Source organism: Peribacillus sp. ACCC06369 (assembly GCF_030348945.1).
Taxonomy (GTDB): domain Bacteria; phylum Bacillota; class Bacilli; order Bacillales; family DSM-1321; genus Peribacillus.
In genome coordinates this window covers 4,464,997-4,484,899 of the sequence record NZ_JAUCEN010000002.1, presented here as the reverse complement: position 1 = coordinate 4,484,899, position 19,903 = coordinate 4,464,997, and the positions used below count along the sequence as shown (strand labels likewise).

Annotated in this window: 20 protein-coding genes and 1 pseudogene; 13 read left to right on the top strand and 8 right to left on the bottom strand. The window is 42.3% G+C overall.

What is annotated here, in order from left to right; translation table 11 throughout:
- Positions 1–17 precede the first annotated feature (17 nt).
- Entirely contained in the window at positions 18–1,691 is a 1,674-nt protein-coding gene (gene argS / locus QUF78_RS22705) for an arginine--tRNA ligase (RefSeq protein WP_289326463.1), read from the top strand.
- 73 nt (positions 1,692–1,764) lie between these two features.
- Here argS and QUF78_RS27915 read toward each other — a convergent pair.
- Positions 1,765–1,923, bottom strand: a pseudogene (locus tag QUF78_RS27915) (SET domain-containing protein-lysine N-methyltransferase); the annotation flags it as partial.
- Between the two features lie 308 nt (positions 1,924–2,231).
- Between QUF78_RS27915 and QUF78_RS22700 the strand changes: the two are divergent.
- The 6 genes from QUF78_RS22700 to hxlB all read left to right on the top strand — a co-directional run bounded on the left by QUF78_RS22700 (position 2,232) and on the right by hxlB (position 7,530).
- Positions 2,232–3,266, top strand: a complete 1,035-nt coding sequence (locus tag QUF78_RS22700; protein WP_289326462.1) for a LacI family DNA-binding transcriptional regulator — start codon at positions 2,232–2,234, stop codon at positions 3,264–3,266.
- A 93-nt stretch (positions 3,267–3,359) separates the two neighbouring features.
- A complete protein-coding gene (locus tag QUF78_RS22695) occupies positions 3,360–4,130 on the top strand; it encodes a sugar phosphate isomerase/epimerase family protein (protein ID WP_289326461.1) in 771 nt (256 codons plus the stop codon).
- On the top strand, positions 4,117–5,088 hold the full coding sequence (locus tag QUF78_RS22690) for a sugar kinase (protein WP_289326460.1): 972 nt from the start codon (positions 4,117–4,119) through the stop codon (positions 5,086–5,088). Before QUF78_RS22695 ends, QUF78_RS22690 begins: the two co-directional genes overlap by 14 nt.
- Positions 5,070–6,353, top strand: a complete 1,284-nt coding sequence (locus QUF78_RS22685) for an MFS transporter (protein ID WP_289326459.1) — start codon at positions 5,070–5,072, stop codon at positions 6,351–6,353. The genes QUF78_RS22690 and QUF78_RS22685 overlap by 19 nt, the downstream gene beginning before the upstream one ends.
- Positions 6,350–6,982 carry a 3-hexulose-6-phosphate synthase gene (gene hxlA / locus QUF78_RS22680; protein WP_289326458.1) on the top strand — a complete coding sequence of 211 codons (633 nt, stop codon included), beginning with the start codon at positions 6,350–6,352 and terminating at the stop codon, positions 6,980–6,982. The genes QUF78_RS22685 and hxlA overlap by 4 nt, the downstream gene beginning before the upstream one ends.
- Positions 6,979–7,530 (top strand): 6-phospho-3-hexuloisomerase, encoded by a 552-nt coding sequence (gene hxlB, locus QUF78_RS22675; RefSeq protein ID WP_289326457.1) that lies wholly within the window; start codon positions 6,979–6,981, stop codon positions 7,528–7,530. The genes hxlA and hxlB overlap by 4 nt, the downstream gene beginning before the upstream one ends.
- Before the next feature lie 158 nt (positions 7,531–7,688).
- Here hxlB and QUF78_RS22670 read toward each other — a convergent pair whose 3' ends face one another.
- Both QUF78_RS22670 and QUF78_RS22665 read right to left on the bottom strand, forming a co-directional pair.
- Positions 7,689–8,870 carry an NAD(P)/FAD-dependent oxidoreductase gene (locus QUF78_RS22670; RefSeq protein WP_289314912.1) on the bottom strand — a complete coding sequence of 394 codons (1,182 nt, stop codon included), beginning with the start codon at positions 8,868–8,870 and terminating at the stop codon, positions 7,689–7,691.
- Between the two features lie 39 nt (positions 8,871–8,909).
- Entirely contained in the window at positions 8,910–9,341 is a 432-nt protein-coding gene (locus tag QUF78_RS22665) for a helical membrane plugin domain-containing protein (protein WP_289326456.1), read from the bottom strand.
- Between the two features lie 335 nt (positions 9,342–9,676).
- Here QUF78_RS22665 and QUF78_RS22660 point away from each other — a divergent pair, with 335 nt between their 5' ends.
- The gene (locus QUF78_RS22660; protein WP_289326455.1) at positions 9,677–9,847 is read left to right on the top strand and encodes a hypothetical protein; all 171 of its coding nucleotides are present in this window, start codon (positions 9,677–9,679) and stop codon (positions 9,845–9,847) included.
- Between the two features lie 610 nt (positions 9,848–10,457).
- On the opposite strand, the gene QUF78_RS22655 is transcribed toward QUF78_RS22660, so the two are convergent.
- A complete protein-coding gene (locus tag QUF78_RS22655) occupies positions 10,458–11,042 on the bottom strand; it encodes a DJ-1/PfpI family protein (RefSeq protein ID WP_289326454.1) in 585 nt (194 codons plus the stop codon).
- 153 nt (positions 11,043–11,195) lie between these two features.
- On the opposite strand from QUF78_RS22655, the gene QUF78_RS22650 reads away from it, so the two are divergent.
- Positions 11,196–11,636 carry an Lrp/AsnC family transcriptional regulator gene (locus tag QUF78_RS22650; protein WP_289326453.1) on the top strand — a complete coding sequence of 147 codons (441 nt, stop codon included), beginning with the start codon at positions 11,196–11,198 and terminating at the stop codon, positions 11,634–11,636.
- A gap of 111 nt (positions 11,637–11,747) precedes the next feature.
- Positions 11,748–12,575, top strand: coding sequence for an STAS domain-containing protein (locus QUF78_RS22645; protein ID WP_289326452.1), 828 nt, complete (start codon positions 11,748–11,750; stop codon positions 12,573–12,575).
- 279 nt (positions 12,576–12,854) lie between these two features.
- Here the strand turns inward: QUF78_RS22645 and QUF78_RS22640 are convergent, their stop codons facing one another.
- Positions 12,855–13,379: a GNAT family N-acetyltransferase gene (locus tag QUF78_RS22640; protein WP_289326451.1), complete on the bottom strand. Its 525-nt coding sequence runs from the start codon at positions 13,377–13,379 to the stop codon at positions 12,855–12,857.
- Positions 13,380–13,536: 157 nt separating this feature from the next.
- Between QUF78_RS22640 and QUF78_RS22635 the strand changes: the two genes are divergently transcribed.
- Positions 13,537–13,683, top strand: coding sequence for a hypothetical protein (locus QUF78_RS22635; RefSeq protein ID WP_141994063.1), 147 nt, complete (start codon positions 13,537–13,539; stop codon positions 13,681–13,683).
- A 121-nt stretch (positions 13,684–13,804) separates the two neighbouring features.
- Positions 13,805–14,770, top strand: coding sequence for a quinone oxidoreductase family protein (locus QUF78_RS22630; protein WP_289326450.1), 966 nt, complete (start codon positions 13,805–13,807; stop codon positions 14,768–14,770).
- Between the two features lie 433 nt (positions 14,771–15,203).
- On the opposite strand, the gene QUF78_RS22625 is transcribed toward QUF78_RS22630, so the two are convergent.
- Together QUF78_RS22625 and QUF78_RS22620 are read right to left on the bottom strand one after the other, a co-directional pair.
- A complete protein-coding gene (locus QUF78_RS22625) occupies positions 15,204–16,604 on the bottom strand; it encodes a hypothetical protein (RefSeq protein WP_289326449.1) in 1,401 nt (466 codons plus the stop codon).
- Positions 16,605–16,648: 44 nt separating this feature from the next.
- Entirely contained in the window at positions 16,649–17,017 is a 369-nt protein-coding gene (locus tag QUF78_RS22620; RefSeq protein WP_289326448.1) for a hypothetical protein, read from the bottom strand.
- A gap of 244 nt (positions 17,018–17,261) precedes the next feature.
- Between QUF78_RS22620 and QUF78_RS22615 the strand changes: the two genes are divergently transcribed.
- Positions 17,262–19,064 carry a hypothetical protein gene (locus QUF78_RS22615; protein WP_289326447.1) on the top strand — a complete coding sequence of 601 codons (1,803 nt, stop codon included), beginning with the start codon at positions 17,262–17,264 and terminating at the stop codon, positions 19,062–19,064.
- Positions 19,065–19,202: 138 nt separating this feature from the next.
- Here QUF78_RS22615 and QUF78_RS22610 read toward each other — a convergent pair whose 3' ends face one another.
- Positions 19,203–19,895 carry an FHA domain-containing protein gene (locus QUF78_RS22610; RefSeq protein WP_289326446.1) on the bottom strand — a complete coding sequence of 231 codons (693 nt, stop codon included), beginning with the start codon at positions 19,893–19,895 and terminating at the stop codon, positions 19,203–19,205.
- Between the last annotated feature and the right edge of the window lie 8 nt (positions 19,896–19,903).

The following is a 19,903-nucleotide window of genomic DNA, read 5'->3' as shown; positions in this document are numbered from 1 at the left end:
TAGGAGGGGAAATGACGATGAATAAAACAATTGCAGCATTAATTTCAACTGCTTTAAACAATGAATTGCCAGCAAGTGAAATAGAAAAATTAATGGAAAAGCCTAAATTAATGGAGTTAGGTGATGTCGCCTTTCCGTGCTTTACACTTGCAAAAAAATTTAGAAAATCACCTCAAGTTATTGCGTCTGAAATAGCTGAGCAATTAAACGGTCAATTGATCCACGAAGTGAACGTAGTGGGTGGCTATCTGAATATCTTCGTCAATCAAAAGATGGTGACGGAAAATGTGCTGCAAACCATATTAAGTGAGAAGGAGCAGTATGGTTCGAAGCAGCCTGTACAGGAAAATGTCGTGATTGATTATTCATCCCCGAATATTGCCAAGCCTTTTTCCATGGGGCACTTACGCTCAACGGTCATAGGGAATGCACTGGCTAACATTGCTGAAAAAAATGGCTACAATGCCGTGCGTATTAATCATTTAGGGGATTGGGGCACGCAATTCGGCAAATTGATCGTCGCGTATAAGCTGTGGGGAGACAAAGAGGCAATCGAAGCTTCCCCGATTCAAGAATTATTGAAAATCTATGTGAAGTTCCATGCTATGGCTGAAACGGATGAATCGTTGAATGACCAAGCACGCGCTAGCTTCAAGTCGCTTGAAGATGGAGACGAGGAGGCACTGGCACTATGGAAATGGTTCAGGGATGCGTCTTTAAAAGAATTCGATACGATTTATGATTTATTGGGCATCCGTTTTGATACCTATGCTGGCGAAGCGTTTTACAATGACAAGATGGATGTTGTTGTCGAGGAATTGAATGAAAAAGGCTTACTTACCCTTTCCGAAGGTGCTTATGTCGTGGAATTGGAAGATATGCCGCCTTGCTTGATTACGAAAACGGACGGTGCGACACTTTATGCGACGCGTGATTTAGCAGCAGCACTGTATCGTAAAAAGCAGTATGATGCGAAGAAAACATTTTACGTTGTAGGAAACGAACAATCCCTGCATTTTAAACAACTCTTTAATGTCATTGGGAAAATGGGGTACGATTGGTCAAATGACTTACAGCACGTAGCATTTGGCATGATGTTAAAAGACGGTAAGAAAATGTCGACACGTAAAGGGAAAGTCGTGCTGCTTGCGGATGTATTGGCAGAGGCAATCGAAACTGCAAAGCGCAATATCGAAGAAAAAAATCAGGCACTTGAACAGAAAGAACTGGTTGCGAAACAGGTTGGTGTCGGAGCGGTAATCTTTAATGATTTAAAAAATCACCGCATGAACGATATTGATTTTTCATTAGAGCAAATGATGAATTTTGAGGGAGAAACGGGTCCTTATGTACAGTACACATTTGCGCGAATTTCATCATTGCTTGAAAAAGGTGAATATAAAGAGCAGGCCAACCATTTTGAAGCTTTAGGAGAATATGCTTGGTCAGTACTCCAGCTGCTGGAGCAATATCCGCTCATTGTCCAAAAATCATTTGAACAAGCCGACCCATCACAAATCGCGAAATTCAGCTTGCAGTTATCACGCGCATTCAATAAGTATTATGCACATACGAAAATCTTGGTTGAAGATGAATGGAAACAAATGAAGCTCTCGTTCGCTTTTTCCGTAGCGACGGTATTAAAGGATGCGCTAAGTTTATTGGGAATTTCAGCGCCGACTAAAATGTAACGTTTAACGAATAAAGAATCCATTTTGACGGAAGATTGATCAAAATGGATTCTTTTTAAATGAAATAGAACTCCTACTCGATGACATAAAACCATAAGGGTGATTTATCATCAATTTTGATCGTGATTTCCTCGCCAGCCTTTTTATCTTTATGTGCATAAAAGTCTATCGTTAAATCTACTGAATTATGATCGAACGGCGCATTCGGAGTGTAAGAATGATCGAATAGTGATTCATTTCCTAAGGCAACCCTGGTGCAGTGATACTACTTTTTTCCAGATGCTGCACGGTAAATGTAGTTTCCAATGTTTCAACCAACCAAGAGTGTTTTGTCGTACTTACGGTATTGATTCAGGAACCTGCAAGAGAGATTGATTGATGGATGAACGGACCGGAAGAAGAAGCTATTTTTTCAAAAGTAGGCTCTGTTATTAAATTTGATGTGGGAAAATATGAATAAAATGGATTGACATTCATTGGGAATGTGTTAATATTTATAAAAATGGAACCGGTTCCAAATTTCGCGAATGGATGAATGAAATGGTTAAACGAGAAAATTCAAAAGTTACAATTTACGATGTCGCTAGAGAAGCAGGTGTTTCAAAAACCTCCGTTTCCCGGTATTTAGGGGGGAGATATGATGAACTCTCTGACAAAACCCGCAAGAAAATCGAGTTTGCGATCAACAAAATGGATTACCGCCCAAACACGATGGCCAGAGGGCTTAAAAGCAATAAGAGTTATTTGATTGGAATCATCGTGGCGGACATCAACAATCCATATACGACGGCCACCCTTCGGGGGGCTGAAGATATATGCAGCCAGAATGGATATAATCTGATGATTTGCAATTCGGATAATAATCCGGAGAAGGAAAGAGGATATTTTGATATGCTTCTATCCCATCGCATTGACGGTCTTATCATTCATACGACTGGCGGAAATCACGACATGTTAAAACAGATGCAAGACCAAAAGACACCGATCATCCTTTTGGATCGGAAAGTGCCAGATCTTGAAATCGATACGGTAGGATTGGATAATTTTCAGGCTACTTCCCAAGCGGTCAATTATCTCGTCGGCCAAAATTATGAACGGATTGCGTTTTTCAGCGAACCTGCAAGCAAGGTCAGTACCAGGTATGAACGGCGGCTATCGTTTCAGCAAACGCTGATGAGCCACAGTCATCCGAGTTCAGAAGATGTTTATGAGGTAAATGTCGACGATTTACATGATGTCGAGTCCAAGCTCCAGCATTTTTTAGATGACTCAAAAGGCGTATCAAGAGTTATATTGACGGCAAATAGCGTCGTGCTATTAAAATTAATTTTACTATTACAAGAAAAGAAATTGGCGGTACCTAGAGATTTAGCAATAATGGGATTTGATAATCCGGATTGGAGTACCATTGTTTATTCGGGTATTACAACGATTGAACAGCCCACATACCAAATCGGGGTCGCTGCTATGGAAATGATCCTGCGCCGCATTGATGGGCAGGTGTCTCCAGCCCAAACAATGGCATATCAAGCGAAGTTGAATGTTAGACAAACGACGCCTTTTATACAGAAGTAAGTCTTCTAAGCATGGAAGACTTTTATTCTTCACTTAAAATGGTACCGATACCATTTTAGTTTGTTAAAGCGTTCATTAGGAGGAGGAATCATTATGAAAGTCTTTGTATGCATGAATTCACTACCGCTGGAATTGCTTCAAACGCTCGGACATCTTGAAATCATAAAAGCAGTGGCGGCTGCTGGAGCTGATGGAATCGAAATCAGAAGAGAGCTATTGGGCCAGGATGATACGTTGGAAGAATTGGGTGCCTTATGCAAGGAGCTTAACTTGGACATTTATTATTCCGCTCCGGAATTCCTGATCGGACCTAACTATCAAATCAATGAACAAGGTTTTAAGCGACTGGCAAGGGAATCGGATGAACTGGGAGCGGAATTGTTAAAGATGCCTCTAGGAAACTACCACTTCTCGGAAACCGATATGGCTCAAGTGAAAGAGGTCTTGACGGAAAATCTGCAAAACGGCGGATTAAAAATCACCATCGAGAACGATCAAACGCTAGACGGCGGAAATGTAAACCGGATTGCCCATTTCCTGAACCGCTCCGAAAAGTTTGATATCCCGATTAGATTGACGTTTGATACGGGGAACTGGCTGTATACAGACGAGGTTCCAATGAATGCTGCAAAAGATTTAGCGAGATATGTAGACTATATTCATCTGAAAAAAGTGAAGCGGGGGAAAGAGGAATGGGTGACCGAGCCGGTATCATTGCCGCTGCAGCCTGAGGTGATAGAGTTATTGGAAAGGTTCAGTGATGCCTGTCCGAGAGCGATTGAATTCCCGATAACCCTGGAAAATATAGAAACCTATATTTCACACATGAAATCAGAACGGGAGGTTAGCCATGAGCGAGCTTAAGGTATTGACGATGGGAGAGGCAATGGCGATGTTCATAGCTGATGAGCCAGGAAAACTTGAAGACTGCTTTAGTTATAAACGTTATGTGGCGGGGGCGGAAACCAATGTAGCGATTGGTCTGTCAAGGTTAGGGATCAAAACTGCATGGATGAGCAAGGTGGGGGACGATTCGTTCGGGCGAATGATTTTGAAAACGCTAACAAATGAAGGCGTGGATGTCTCCAATGTTTTAGTGGATGCGTTCAATCCAACTGGGTTCCAGCTAAAATCGAAAGTCGAACAAGGGGATCCGGTCGTTGAATACTTTAGGAAGAATTCAAGCGCCAGTAAGATTTCCCTGGAGGATTTTCCCCTGGAGAAGCTCCCTTTAACTCAGCATCTGCACTTAACGGGGATACCTCCTGCGATTTCCAACAGTTTCAGAGAGTTGTCGTGGGAAGTCTTGAATCATCTGAAACAAAAGGGTGTAACCGTATCATTCGATCCAAACCTTCGTCCATCACTCTGGAAGAATGAAAGGGAGATGATCAACATCGTCAATCGGTTTGCGGAAGAGGCGGATTGGCTGCTTCCCGGAATGAAGGAGGGTGAAATTCTTACAGGATACAGCAACAAAGAGGATATCGCCAGTTACTATCTCGAACTCGGTGTTAAGCTTGTGGTGATTAAACTTGGGGAAGAAGGCGCCTACTTTGCGACCCAGAATGAAAGGAAAGAGGTACCGGGTTTTGCTGTAACGAAGGTCGTAGATACCGTAGGGGCAGGAGACGGGTTTGCAGTCGGGGTAATAAGCGCTTTATTGGAAGGGGCAACGTATCAAGAAGCAGTTGTACGGGGAAATGCGATAGGGGCCAAAGCCGTGATGTCTTCTGGAGATCACGAAGGGCTTCCTAATATGGCAGAGCTAGAACACTTTATGAAAAAAGGAGTGGTTCAATCATGTCTCAATTACAGGTAGCTTCGCGAAAAAGGTGGATGAGATTGATCCCCTTAGTGTTCATCACATACAGCCTCGCCTATCTCGACCGTGCCAATTATGGGTTTGGTGTAGCGGGAGGGATGGGGGAAGACCTCAATATCACAGCCGGGGTATCTTCCTTTCTGGCCGCACTGTTTTTCCTTGGTTATTTCTTCTTTCAAATTCCAGGCGCGCATTACGCGGAAAAGAAAAGTGCCAAAATTCTGATTTTCTGGAGCTTGATTCTTTGGGGAGGACTGGCCACATTGACGGGTATGGCGACAAGTGTGGAATGGCTCTATCCGATTCGCTTCCTTCTGGGTGTCGTTGAAAGCGCTGTTATGCCTGCGATGCTCGTTTTCCTTAGCCACTGGTTCTTAAAAGAAGAACGTTCCCGGGCCAACACCTTTTTGATCCTGGGGAATCCTGTTACTGTATTGTGGATGTCGATCCTTTCAGGCTACCTATTGAAAGCATTCGACTGGAGATGGCTGTTCATCATTGAAGGACTTCCGGCTGTCCTGTGGGCGTTCATCTGGTATAAGGTCGTCAATGATCGTCCAAAAGATGCCAAGTGGCTTACCGATCAAGAAAAGAAAGATATGGAAATGGTCCTCCAGAAAGAACAGGCCGCATTAAAACCCGTTAAAAATTATAAGGAAGCTTTTAAGTCGAAGCAGGTCATCGTGCTCAGCGTCCAATACTTCATGTGGAGTATTGGGGTTTATGGGTTCGTCATGTGGCTGCCGTCCATTATTAAACAGGCATCCAATATGGATATAGTAGCAACGGGCTGGCTTTCATCCGGACCTTACTTATTAGCGGTCATTTCAATGTTGACACTATCCTATTATTCGGATAAAACATTGAATCGAAAAACGTTCGTTTGGACATCGCTGCTAGTGGGGGCCATCGCATTCTTCGGATCCTTCATGATCGGCACATCGAATTTCTGGCTTTCATATGCACTGTTGGTCATTGCTGGCGGTGCGATGTATGCCCCGTATGGACCGTTCTTTGCCATCATTCCTGAAATACTTCCAAGGAATGTTGCTGGCGGAGCAATGGCCCTGATTAACAGCATGGGGGCGCTTGGCTCATTTGTAGGTGCCTATTTCGTCGGATATTTAAACGGATTGACTGGCGGGCCTGGAGCATCCTATATTTTCATGGCGGGATCTTTATTGATTTCAGCGTTACTGACATTGATGGTTAAAAAGCCAGCGGTTACATCAGTCAAGCAAATGGAGGTGGTTTCGTCTTGAAAATTCAGCTGGCGTTGGATCGCATGAATATGGGGGAAGCCATTGAAATGGCACGAACCGTGGAATCTTCGATTGATTGGATCGAAGTGGGGACTTCCCTGATCAAAGAGTTCGGAACGAATAGCATCAAAGAAATGAGAAAACACTTTCCCGATAAAAAGATTGTTGCAGACATGAAGACGATGGACAATGCGGCTTACGAAATGGATCTTTGCTTTCAAGGCGGGGCCGATGTAGCTACGGTAATGGGGGCTGCATCAGATGTAACCATCCAAAAATGTCTGGAAAAGGCACTTGAATACAATGGGCAGATCATGATTGATTTATTGAATGTATCCAATTCCCGGCTTGAACAGTTACGGATTTACAATCAGGCGATTTTCTGTGAGCATGTAAGCAAGGATAGCCAGGAGATAGCTGATCATGCCATGATCCATATGAGAAATCACGCTGGATCCATGAGCGCGGCTGCAGGAGGGATCACACTTTCATCCTTGCCTGTAATGATCAGGCGGGGTGTAGATGTCTTGATAATTGGCTCGGCGATTACACAAGCAAAAAATCCAGCAGAAGCTGCACGTCTATTTAAGGAAACGATGAATGGGGAGAAAGGTGTGAAGAAAGTTTGAAAAAAGAAATTGCGGTTATTTTAGCAGAAGTGAACGGTGTATTTCACAAAATGGACGGAACGGAAACGGATGAGCTCCTAAAGCAGTTACAGTCGGAAAACAGGATTTTTATCGTAGGTGAAGGAAGGTCGGGCTTCATGGCTAAAGCCTTTGCGATGCGATTGATGCATCTCGGCTTAAACGTTTATGCAGTCGGCGAAACGATTACGCCTTCTATTGCAAAAGGCGATCTAATCATAGCCATTAGCGGTAGCGGCTCGACGAAAAGTGTGATTTCGGTTGCGGTAAAAGGCAGGGAAATGGGATGCAAGGTGTTTTCCATCACGACGAATGATCAATCCGATTTAGCGAATGTCTCGCATGAGGTCTTGTTGATTCCAGCTGCAACGAAAAATCGCTTGGACCATGAAACGAAAAGCGTCCAGCCGTTAAGCTCATTGTTTGATCAATGCGTACATGTTTTATGTGATGCAGTTTGCTTGGACTATTCATTAACCCAGTCCATAAGCCATGAGCTCACTTATTCCAAACATAGTAATGTAGAGTGAAATAAGGCGGGCCCCCTTCAAGTAGGGGGCCCGCCTTTTCTGTAGGCCATCAATAAAAAGTTAATCCTAGTGAAATAAAAATGCCCTTTACTCCCAATGACCGGGAATAAAGGGCATGTACCGCGGACATGTAAATGCATGTCAACGGCTATTATAAATTAATAAGCCAAGCTGAATAGGGCTTTGATGTGTGATAGATAGCGAATATTACTTGCTTCTTTCATCAATGTAGCTGGCAGACCTTTTAGGGAAGTGTTATTGGCTCCAACGGTTGCCACCGCATCCTTACGGCCAAGGCTCGCAAGTGTACCTGAGTTTACAGGTGAAAATTCTTCAAGTTTCTTGCCTTCAAACGCTGCATAAAGGTTATATCCAACAAGCTCACCCATTTGCCAAGCATTTTGTGCAGTAGGAGCGTATGGACGTCCGCCTTCTGGAGGGAAAGCAAGGGCACTGTCCCCGACGACGAATACATCATTATGGGATTTGGATTGCAAATACTCATTGACGGCCGCTTTGCCGCGATCCACTTCAAGGCCTGATTCGCCTACGATAGGAAGGGCTGCGACTCCGCCTGTCCAAACAAGCGTATTGGCAACGATCGTTTGTCCATCTTTCAATTCGATTTGGTTTCCTTTAACACCCGTAACAGGCAGACCTGTCAAGAATTCAACGCCGCGTGCTTCCAAGCTTGTCATGGCACGTTCGATTAAGTGATCAGGCAGGACCGGTAGGATTTTTGGACCAGCTTCCACAAGCTTGATTTTCAAGTCCTTGAAGTCCACTCCGAACTTTTTGGCGATTTTAGGGAAATGATCCACGATTTCACCGATTAACTCGACGCCCGTCAAGCCGCCGCCGCCGATCACGATTGTTGCGTCCGCTTCATTATTCGTTTGTGCATATTCGCGGATGCGATCTTCGATATGTTTGTAAATCTTGTTTGCATCATTTACGGATTTCAAGACCATGCTGTTTTCCTCAAGTCCCGGAATGCCGAAGAATCCTGTTTGGCTTCCCAAAGCAACAACCAGGGCATCATAAGATAAAGTGGAGCCATTGGAAAGCTTCACTTCTTTTTTATCGACTGAGAAAGACTCCACTTTGGAAATGGCAAGGTCGATATCTTTTCCTTTAAAAAGCTTTTCCAAAGGAATGGAAACAGCTTGTTCAGAAATGGATCCGCCTGCAAGACGGTGCAATTCGGTGATGATTTGGTGCGTTGGAAATTGGTTCACCACTGTAACCTGCACTTCATCCTTCTTGTAATATTCACGTACGGATAAGGCAGATAGTAATCCAGCATAACCTGCACCTAAGATGACGATTTGTTTTGACATAGTTAATCCCCCGTCCTTACTGATTGAAAGTTTATCAAATTATTTTTGGTTTTTACGTTCTGAAGAGACTTCAAGAAAAGCTTGGGCGAAACGGAAAAGCTTTTGCGCTTGCGGGTCTTTCATCATTCTTAACAGACCAAAAAGACCGATCACATCATTATTCACTTCAGCGCGATCCTTAGCTTCAATGGAAGTGGCCGCAAGCCCTTTCACTGAATCGACCACAGGTCCTGCGATCTCCGAAATGGCGCTGACCGTATCCTTTTTCAAAACATCATCAGTCGCTACTGATTGAGCAAAATCATAAGACTTTGTTAAAATATTCACTATCTCAGTCAGCTTTGGTAACTGCTCAACTAAAGTGTTCAAGGATTCCTGAACCTCAGGCTTTAATAATTGGTCCAGTACATCTAATTGTTTTTGGCGGTCATTAAGTTGTTCAGTCTGTGATTGGGTAATCGTTTCTGACATATCCAATTCTCCTTTACAATAAGCATTTTGTTAAAATAATTAGAAAAACTTGTAAAATATTGCACAAAGTGCAACACGAAAAAAATACTTTTAAAAATTAAATAAAAGCTATCCTTTAGTATATCCCTTTAGCTTCATGAAAACAGCTGATTTTTTAAAAATATCCATAAAATAAGCTTTTCCTTCATATTTAAAGGATCTAACCAAATGGAAGGTCTTATGTATGTCCTGAGATTTTTAACTAAAATGGACTATTTTGTAAAATGTCTATCGTCGTCGCCTGTCATACATATTTCCTTCTTTATCTGCCATCCTAAATGATGGAGGTGAATATTGTGACTGATTCAGAATCTAAACTTGTAGAAGAGAATAATGATAAGAAGCATAATAAACTGGTTGGCAATATGGAATATACGAAAGCGCAACTATTGGAAGGCATGAATGGAATTTCTGAAGTTTACCTCAAAAACAGTGAGGAAGGCACATCGGAAACATCTGATAAATAATAATTTCGTAAGCATAGCGAACCAGTTATGCTTACTTAGTGTTGCTCATTTTTGTAAAAAAAACTCCTCAATCCTCACTATGCAGCTGTTCGGATATTCTGAAAGTTAACTCTTAGCTTCGCTGACTGGCGAAGTCCATTAGATTCGACAGTTATTTATAGATTAATCTTTTAAATCACCGACCATTTTAAGGCGATGGCAGACCTAAATCAAAAACCAGTTATATCAATTATTTCTTATTGATATGACTGGTTTTTTCATTTCATCATTCATCTTGTTCCGTTTTTTGGCCTTCGGAACCCTCAGACTGTATACAATTTGGACGTTGATTTCCGCTCAAGAAACTTGCTTTCCGCGGGCGGTCCGGGAGCCTCCTCGGCTTGCGCCTGCGGGGTCTCCCCTAGACGCGCTTTTCCCGCAGGAGTCTCGCGCCTTCCTCTCCAATCAACTTTGTGAAGGTGTTGCTTTTGGTCATTGGTTCGGAATTATTTGATGAAAGATACGTTTTCCGCCCCCTTTCTCCTACGCCTACAGTCTTTTCAAATAGAACCGTGTGAATGAGTGTCAGCCAACCGCTGGATTTTCTTATTCATTAGGATAAGAACCATTCTTAATGGAAACCCATCAATTCCTTCACATGTTTACAATTCTCTTCGGAAGTGAGCATTTCCAAGAGCGTGAAGGCAACATCGAATGCTGTTGAAGGATTGTAGGATGTAATGATATTATCAGTGACGACAATCGGTTCATTAACGACAATCGCACCAAAATCTTTTAGCTGACCCTGTCTCTTACTAGTTGGATGATTGTACGTAGTGGCTTTTCTTCCATTCAATATCCCGCTTTTTCCTAATGGTAGAGAACCTACACAAATCGTTGCTATGATTTTGTTCTTATTGTGAAAATACTTTATAACATCAAGAAACCTCTGATCATATGCATCATCATAGAAACCGGCTTCTTCAAAGCCTCCAGGAATGGCCAAAGCATCGAAGTCATCTAGATTTACTTGATCGATGGTCAATTCGGGCTGCACGATGAAATTCCATGTGCATTTCAATTGTTCATGAAGTCCCACCGTAACCAGATCAGTGGTACCATCACCCTCCAATTTATTCCATCCCAATACATCTGTAAAAACACTTGCTTCAACTGCTTCGAATCCATTGGAAAGCAGCATCAATACTTTTTTCATAGCAGCATACCCCCTTAACCTTATATTTGTATTAATTATATAAAAATGAAATTCCCCATTACATACGATTAATTACGTATTCAATACATTTCTATTTATTTTATAATGTATTTAGATGATTTTTATTAATAATGAAAAGTGAGGGCGATTGAGTTGGATAGAACGGATAAAAAGATACTTTCCCTGCTGGAGAATAATGGGCGCATGTCAATGAAGGAACTGGCACATGAAGTTTCCTTGACAGCTCCAGCAACTAAAGAACGTGTTAATAAATTGGAGGAAAGCGGAGTGATAAAAGGATATAAAACGGAAATATCCCTTGAAAAACTTGATAGGAGCATTACAGCTTTCATTTTATTCGAAACGGATCGATGTAAAGACTTTTATAATTTTAGCTTAAGTCATCCAGACGTTCTGGAGTGCCACCGGTTAGCCGGACAATACAGTTATCTTATTAAAATAAGTACATTTTCCATGGAAACACTGGAAGAATTCGTCGATGAAGCCATCAAATACGGGAAATCTTCCACCCATTTGATTTTTTCTTCAGCAACGAATAATGTCTTTTCAGGCGAGGATGTAACCCAGCTTTAATTATATGCCTGCCATATCTCTAATATTTTAGCAGGAAAAAACTTCACCAATATAGAAAGTAATTAGTAACAAAAGTCACAGTTGAAAGTTACAAAAAGGGAGTGGAGACGAATGAGTTTTGTTTATGAGGAAGAAAAAATAATGGAATTCCTTTTGCAGAATAAAAGTGAATTTGAAGAATATCTTTTATCGGAAGCTGTCAATGTCAGGGATAAGATCGAAGAAATCCTTCTGATTGGAAATGTCGACCTTTTGAATAATGCCCATAAACTCATCCGTTATATAGTGGAACAGAATGAAGTGGATATGATTGCCTTTGCCGAACAAGAGGGAGTTACGTGGGCAACCCACTCCTTGACGCTTTCATTCAAGCTGGAATGGATTCAGGCCATCCGCCGAACGCTTTGGACCTTTCTTTATAAGTACGAAAGTGCAAAAGTAGTGTTTAGTGAATCCAAAACCTTTTTTGAATTAGAGAAAAAAGTGAATGAAAAGGTTGATGTATTTCTTAAATCCTTTTTCGTCAGTTACTCCGATTACAAAGACAAATTGATTCTGGCCCAGCAAAACTTGGTGGAAAATCTATCCGTCCCGATCATTCCAATCACTTCCACCACCTGCGTCCTTCCTTTAATTGGGACAATCGATGATTCACGTATACGGATAATCGAGGAAAAGGTATTGCTGGAGATAGGTAAACTACGGATACATACCTTAATCTTGGATCTATCCGGTATCATCGAAATGGAGGTTGAAATCATTAATGATTTATTGAAAATCCTCGATGGAACGGCAATGATGGGGTGTAAAGCTGTAGTGACTGGTTTACGCCCTGAAGTGGTTACCAAAATGATCCGTTCAGGGGTTCAAATCGAAAGTAGAGCAGAGACAAAGGGGACGCTGCAGCAGGCCTTGAAAGACTATCTTGTAGTCACCTAAATCGTGAAGTGGAAGTCGCCATGTTTTGGTGACTTTTTCTTGTGGGTAATTTGGTATATTAAGGAAATATATTTGCTGTTTTTTTCGACTCGAATAAGTAAATGGAATGGGGGAACGGATGCTTCGAAGCAAGTGAACGTTGATTTCACTCCAGGCACTCGCCTTCCGCGGGTGGTCGGCCCTCGACGCTTTTTGCGCCTGTGGTGTCTCTACTAGCCAGTTATTCTGCATGAGTGTCGCAAATTTCTTCAATGGAACCCTCCAAAGAGGGTTATCGTTTCACTTCAGAAGTGAATAGACATATGTATCATGAGGGACACCATTTTGATATATATAACTCCTTAATATTCCTTCCTGGATGAAGCCCAGCTTAACCAATAGATCACTTGATGGCTGGTTTTCCAGAAAGACAACTGCACCGATGCGTGTTAAATCAAGGTTGTTGAAGCCGTAAGCGATAATTTCTTTAAGAGCCTCTGAAGCAAATCCTTTGCGCCAATGTGCAGGATGGATTTCATAACCGATTTCCGCCCGCCTGTATTTGGGACTGTGGGCATGAAAACCGATTGTACCAATCAATTCTTGCGTATCAATTCGTTCAATTCCCCATCGAATCGCTCGTTTTTCAAGATAGTTTTTCGCAAAAGTTGCCACAATATCCTGCGCCTGCCCGACAGTTTCCAATGAATCCTGACCATAAAAGCGGGTGACTTCATCTTTTGATAAACATTGGAAAAGGGCTTCCGCATCACTTTCACGAATTTCCTTTAATCGTAACCTTTCCGTGTTCAATACAGGAAACATATTATTCCCTCCACATATATCAGTTTTCTATCTATTCGGTCTCAGCGATGGTTTTTCCTTTATTATGAAGTGCTTATTTTGCAGGTATTTTCGGTGATAATCGGACAAGCTAACATTAGAAAACGTAATAAATAGCATTATGAAGGGGAGATGCATCATGGGAAAAAAACATCGCAACCGTACCGGTTCACCGAAAAAGAATAATCATATTCCGAAAGCGGACATCATTGCAGAACATGAAGCACACGGTAAGGAATATTCTGCCAATAAACGAAAGAACGGCCCTGGTTCCAATACCGATTGATGGGTCAAACTTAGTGACCGCTCTAGCCTTTAAGGGCAGGGCGGTTATTTGTGTTCCTTGCCATCAAGGGGTTCATCCTATATCTTTAAGAATGAAAGAACCATTGAAGGGAGTTAGGATGATGAAAGCACTTGTCTTTGATAATTTCGGCGGACCGGAAGTCCTGTCTGTAAGGGGAATTGCAGAACCTGAACATTCAAAATCAACCGTGATCGTTCGAATGAAAGCAATCGGATTGAATTTTGCTGATGTATATAGAAGGAAAGGGAATTATCACTTGGTGGGTGATCCTCCATTTATTCTAGGTTATGAAGGGGCGGGGGTCATCGAATATGTCGGGGAAGATGTTCATCATGTGAAAGCAGGTGATCGTGTCGGATTTGCTGATGTTCCCCATGCCAATGCGGAGCTGGTTTCAGTTCCAGCGGATAAACTGCTACCGCTGCCTGAGGGCATTTCCTTTGAAACGGCCGCTTCCGTTTTACTTCAAGGATTGACTGCGCAATATTTAACTCATGACAGTTATCCAGTAAAAGAAGGGGAAACCATTCTGGTCCATGCAGCTGCAGGCGGAGTCGGTCAATTATTGACACAGATGATCAGGATGAAGGGCGGTCAGGTCATTGGCTTGACTTCATCAAATGATAAAGCGGCTGTTGCCAAACAAGCGGGTGCCGATCATGTTTTCCTTTACGGATCCGACTGGGTGAATTCCATTAAGGATGTGACCGGCGGGAAAGGCGTTAATGTCGTTTATGAATCAGTAGGACAAACTTTGCTGGATAGTTTCGAGGCGACCAAGACTGGTGGAACGGTCGTTTTCTTTGGAATGGCGGGCGGAGATCCAGAGAAAATCGATCCGAGAATGTTGATGGATACATCGAAAGCATTGATAGGTGGAGACCTCTGGAACGTCTTGACTACCCATGAAGAACGGAAAAGAAGGACCGCAGAGTTGTTTGAATGGATCATGTCAGGGAAAATCCTCATTGAAAAACCGACTCTTTTTTCGTTGGAAAATGGGGCGGATGCACATAGACTTCTTGAAAGCCGGAAAAGTACGGGGAAGATATTATTAATACCGTAAAAACGTATGAGGGTCATCCATTCAAATGGGGGCCTTTTTTCATTCCTTTCTTAAATGGGCCCGCCACATTCAACTCCTTGTTCATACTGATGATCAGAATCTTTTTCAGTTCCTTTATATAGACCGTTTTCTTAGACCCTTGGATAACTCATTTATAAATGCCCTTGCCCTTACAGGGGTTAGGGTCTGCTGTCACAACAACCTGCTGACCAAGTACTCTTATCCACATGATTCATATGCAACCCACGAATTCAAAGGGGAAATCCACAGTGGGCCATCCCCAAACCACAGTCGTCATTCTGCAATTCACAGTCGACATTCGTTATCCACATACCCCAAAGACCGCAAAAAAAAGAGAACGGATTCGTTCTCTTGAACAATCTATATAAAAAGGCATGGGGAACCACACGAAACTTAATGCTCTGTGTGAATGTTAGCAAGTGGAAATAGAGAGAACATCCAGACGCTCCTTTTGGATTGCGAAATAGGATTGGAGGATTTCCTTTTTCTTTGTGAGGGGAGAATTCCGGGCAGACGGGGCCACTGCATGGTTGCCGAATTTAAGGATCAAGGTCAACAGCCTGTCCAACTGTCCATATGTATCGTTTCTAATGCGTGTCATATATTCGGCAGCAATCTGCTTATCATCATGCGTTCTTTTCTTTTTTCCTTCTGCTCTCAGTTCTTCGGTCACTGTCTTCACACGGGAAATGAGCCATGTCTCGCACCAGCCGTTCAGTACATTGCGGATGAATTCCGCCTGATGGTATTTATGGAGAATGGGTTCGATATGGTCAGCCATTTCCAAATCATTCACTTCCCGGCCTAGAGCTTTCTCGGAGATGTCCCTATGAAAATGAACACGTTCAAGCAAGCTTTTGATGGATTCCGCCTGGTGGGAAAATTTCACCATCTGTTCCAGGGTTTCGTTATAAATGATCTTGCTTAAATAGGCAGAAGCTTGTTTTGGTGCCAGAAGTAACTGCTTATTGGAAGGAAGGGCCGTGCCAAATTTCTTAAGGGAATGAGAATAGACGAAACGGGCTAATTTCAGAAGTTCCTGTTGGGTATCATTGGAAACCCCTGGATTTGTCGCTTCTTGTAGAAATGAACGGAAAATATATTTGCCGATCCGTTCCAATTCCTTGCATACAGAATCATTGATATGCCCAAGGAAGCCAGAGTTAAAAATCGTTCTTCGCAACAATGTCCTTTCCGCCCGATTTTCCTTATACTGCTCCAAGACTCCTCCGGTAAAGGTGAATACCAGAACTTCTTTCTTTGAAAAAGCTCTGCTTGCAAAAGAAATCCTCACTAAATGGCCTAAAGCGTCATGGACTGCATCGATTGCATCCAATAAGCGCTGCCTAGTGAAGAGCGAGCTGGAATCAGGAACGATTTCACTATAATCGAATAGTACTTCCTCAGACTTCAAAACAGACATTCGAAAAGCGCCCATCAGCAGCAGCCGTTTTCCATGAATCGTTAAGATTTTGAAAGCATCGCTATAAAAGAAACGGTATTTCTTGCAGTAACGGTCCGTCTTCCTGTTAAAACCAAGATTGCTTGCAGGCCCCAGGTTAAACTTATATAAAATGTCTTCGCCGTGATGAACAGGCACAAACACTTCTTTTAGTGATCCTTGAGGGGCGGTGAATTTATTGATGATCTGCCTTAAGTACTTTTCTGTTGTCCCGACTCCTCGGGCCATCATATGAAGCGGGCTCTGGATGACCCCATCCCAATCACTGTGAAGCAAGGCGTACAAACACGTATCGAATTCAGTGGAAGATACATTTCTTAATAGGTATTGGTAGGTTTCTTCATAAATCATACGGTTTTGTCCCCTTTGATTTTTCTATGACGCAGTGTCACTTTTCAAAGATAATGCGATGTTCTATCTGTGTCATCACACATATCAATGGCTAATTCGTAACGAATGCTATACCATTTCGTTTTATTCATTTTCCATTTGTTATAGTTGCATGAAACAAGGCATCCATCCTTTTCAAGATTAAGGATCGTCCGTTTGACTGTACCCCTCGACCAAAAGGGCATCTGCCTTTGCAACTGTTCATAAGTCTGGCAAATCCAATCACTCCCGTCCCGTTCCACTCCATAAGCTTCAATCAATGAATGAAGATGTACCAGCATCAGAGCTTTTTGCAAGCCAATCGCTTTTGCCAAATGGGGGTTGAGCCCCATCTCATATCTCTGATCTAGTATCGTTTCCAATTCCATTTTCATTTACATCCCTCCCGAATGGTTTGGTTCGATCCTATCGAATATCTGGTATATCTACATCGAAAAGAACGAACTTCACCGTCTATATAAACAATGAATCGGAAAAAGTAGCATCGCTGGAAAAAATAAGTTTTATGATTTGGTAGAAATGTTATTTCGATATATTTCAAAAACAGTAAATTTGTTGCACAAAAGTGATAAACTGGGTAAATGGAAACATATATGACAAGGAGAGATTTTTAAAACCATGATACTTTCACTACTCGTTTTCATCTTAAAAGGAATTTTAATGAAAATACCATTTGCCATATTGGGACTTTCCTTGATTCCGCAGAGATGGACAAACGCAATCACTAAAAAGGATATACCCTTTTTCATTGAACAGGTGCTGAGACTTTTAGTTTCTGCTGCCGTATTATTTTTCGTTATCGATATTATGTTAGTGGATCTTACTGCCGCAGCATTCTTTTCGAGTTTTGCCATCATTCTTGGGCTCATTCTCATCATTGATTCAAGCATGTATGTGTACAGTGCCAGGGAATCTTTAATGACCCGACGAAATCGGAGGGAAAATGAAGCTGCGAAGAAACCAAAAACACCATGGAACGTACATTTCAACAGTTTGTTAGGGGGCATTTTGATTGCAGCATGGGTTATCATGTTGTTTTACCCCATCACTCTTGCCGCAGGTCTGCATGGCTTGGCAAAGGTCGATAAGAAAAATGAGCTGGAAGAAGTTCAAGATATTAAAACCATGCCGCTTGTTACAGTGAAAATGGCAGACGCAAAAGGCGATGCCGCGATTAATAAAATAGAAAATGCATCATATTTCACTGAAGGCGAATACCGTCTAACGAATATAAATGATCAATTGGCTTATACTTCCCCCATTGAAATGGACGGATTTTTGAAAGCCGGGAAAGCGGAGTACACGCCAGGTTATAATCTGATTTCCGCCGTATCGACGGATAAAGGGGCAAGTACGGTAAAAGGGAAGATGCTGTATGCTCCCTCACAGTATCTCGATCATGATTTGGAAAGGACCATCCGCAAGGCCTATCCGAATAAAATCATCCATGATTCATATTTGGAACCGAACGAAGATGGAAAGCCCTACTTCGTAGCTTCTGTGGGACATTATTTGAAATACCGCAGCGGTTCCGTAGTGGACGGGGTGGTATTGGTGAATCCGGAAACGGGGGATACGAAATACTACCCAAAAGGAAAAGAACCTGAATGGGTGGATCGAACATTCACGCTGAAAACAGCCCTGGAATATTGGACCTACTGGGGGAAATATGTTCACGGGTGGAAAAACCAATCCCTGATTGGGCCGAAGAAAGATGTCTTGATACCTAATGAGGATAATATGCAGGTTACGTTTAACGAAAAAGGCGAATTGATTTATGTAGTGGACTTTACCAGGGCTAAATCAAAAGGAAACTCCAAAACCTTGGTAGGTTACGGTGTTTTCAATGCCAAAACCGGTGAAATGACGTACTACAAAGGTGTCACGTCCGTTCTAACTGGAAAGGAAGCAAAATCCAACGCCAATGCGAGTGAATTTTTGTCTAAATATCCAGGATGGAAAGCCACTAATGGAATTTTCTATACGATATACGGTGCTCCCACTTATGTCATTCCAGTTACAAAGGGCAGCAAGTTTCAAGGTGTGGCGATCGTTTACGCCAATAGCGATAATCCCCAAGTGGTCTTCGGGAAAACGAAAGACGAAGCTTTCCGGAATTATAAAAAACTGATTGCATCTTTAGGGAAAGTCAGCGGTATAACGCCACAAAAAGGATTTGAGATGAAAGAAATAAAGGGGAAAGTAACAAGGATCAACGACGCCAATCTCCCAAATGGATATGTATTTCATTTAATCGTCGAGGGTAATGCCAAGAGATTCTCAGTGGACCCTGGGGTCAATGCGCTATCCGATGTTGTATTGACGAATGTAGGAGACCGGGTTGTACTGAAGGTGATGGATATGGAAGAAGATGTCGTTCCAGTCGATCAATTCACTAATCTGGACTTACCAAAGAAATAAAAGCATTACGATGAAACGGGTGGATTCAGGCTACAGGCTGGCCATCTCCAATATATGAAACACTAAACCAATTATTAAAGCATGAAAAAAAGCATTGTAATCAGCAATGCTTTTTTTCATGTCTTCGAATGATTGTCATTATAAGTCCGATAGATTGAATGTAAGGATGGATTCCATATAATATCCCTTTTGAATGACGGCTTTTATGGCGAAGTGCCCATTTAACCGTTTCCGTACCCGGTACAGGAGTGAAGCGATTTCTTCTGCCGTAACGATTTGCTCGGGATCACCGATTCTCTCTGGCCATACATGCTGGACAATCTCTTCCTTCGAAATAAGGTTGTCCAAATTCTCATAAAGCAACTTAAAGCAATTGAATTCCTTTGTAGGCATTTTAATGGGTGCTTCTTCATTGATGATCACAGTCTGAAGGTGCTCATTGATAGCCACGGTTTGCATGATATCGGGGTTCAACGGCGTGAAATCCCGTGTTAAATCATTGTCGATGGAGATCATGAATTCAATCAATCCATTAATCAAAGTAATGGAATCCCCCGGTTCAATGAGACAGGGATTGCCCGGTACGAGCGGCATCTCGTTCACCGAGGTACCGTGTTTGCTTGCCAAATCCTCAATGAAGAGCTGTCCTTCCTCCATATAAATCCGGCAATGTTCCCTGGAAACGAAGTCATTGTAAAGCTTGAAATCAGCTTTGGAGTGCTGGCTTGCACGGCCAATCAGCAGGCTTTTTCCTTCAAAAACATAGGCGAATTCCTCGGTTTGACCTTTGTGCAAGGCCCTCAATACAACCTTGAAAGTTTTATAGATCATTCACTTCA

Coding starts and splice junctions, on each gene's coding strand:
- argS (WP_289326463.1), top strand. CDS start 18: ATGAATAAAACAATTGCAGCATTAATTTCAACTGCTTTAAACAATGAA.
- QUF78_RS22700 (WP_289326462.1), top strand. CDS start 2,232: ATGGTTAAACGAGAAAATTCAAAAGTTACAATTTACGATGTCGCTAGA.
- QUF78_RS22695 (WP_289326461.1), top strand. CDS start 3,360: ATGAAAGTCTTTGTATGCATGAATTCACTACCGCTGGAATTGCTTCAA.
- QUF78_RS22690 (WP_289326460.1), top strand. CDS start 4,117: ATGAGCGAGCTTAAGGTATTGACGATGGGAGAGGCAATGGCGATGTTC.
- QUF78_RS22685 (WP_289326459.1), top strand. CDS start 5,070: ATGTCTCAATTACAGGTAGCTTCGCGAAAAAGGTGGATGAGATTGATC.
- QUF78_RS22670 (WP_289314912.1), bottom strand. CDS start 8,870: ATGTCAAAACAAATCGTCATCTTAGGTGCAGGTTATGCTGGATTACTA.
- QUF78_RS22665 (WP_289326456.1), bottom strand. CDS start 9,341: ATGTCAGAAACGATTACCCAATCACAGACTGAACAACTTAATGACCGC.
- QUF78_RS22655 (WP_289326454.1), bottom strand. CDS start 11,042: ATGAAAAAAGTATTGATGCTGCTTTCCAATGGATTCGAAGCAGTTGAA.
- QUF78_RS22645 (WP_289326452.1), top strand. CDS start 11,748: ATGAGTTTTGTTTATGAGGAAGAAAAAATAATGGAATTCCTTTTGCAG.
- QUF78_RS22640 (WP_289326451.1), bottom strand. CDS start 13,379: ATGTTTCCTGTATTGAACACGGAAAGGTTACGATTAAAGGAAATTCGT.
- QUF78_RS22635 (WP_141994063.1), top strand. CDS start 13,537: ATGGGAAAAAAACATCGCAACCGTACCGGTTCACCGAAAAAGAATAAT.
- QUF78_RS22630 (WP_289326450.1), top strand. CDS start 13,805: ATGAAAGCACTTGTCTTTGATAATTTCGGCGGACCGGAAGTCCTGTCT.
- QUF78_RS22625 (WP_289326449.1), bottom strand. CDS start 16,604: ATGATTTATGAAGAAACCTACCAATACCTATTAAGAAATGTATCTTCC.
- QUF78_RS22620 (WP_289326448.1), bottom strand. CDS start 17,017: ATGAAAATGGAATTGGAAACGATACTAGATCAGAGATATGAGATGGGG.
- QUF78_RS22615 (WP_289326447.1), top strand. CDS start 17,262: ATGATACTTTCACTACTCGTTTTCATCTTAAAAGGAATTTTAATGAAA.
- QUF78_RS22610 (WP_289326446.1), bottom strand. CDS start 19,895: ATGATCTATAAAACTTTCAAGGTTGTATTGAGGGCCTTGCACAAAGGT.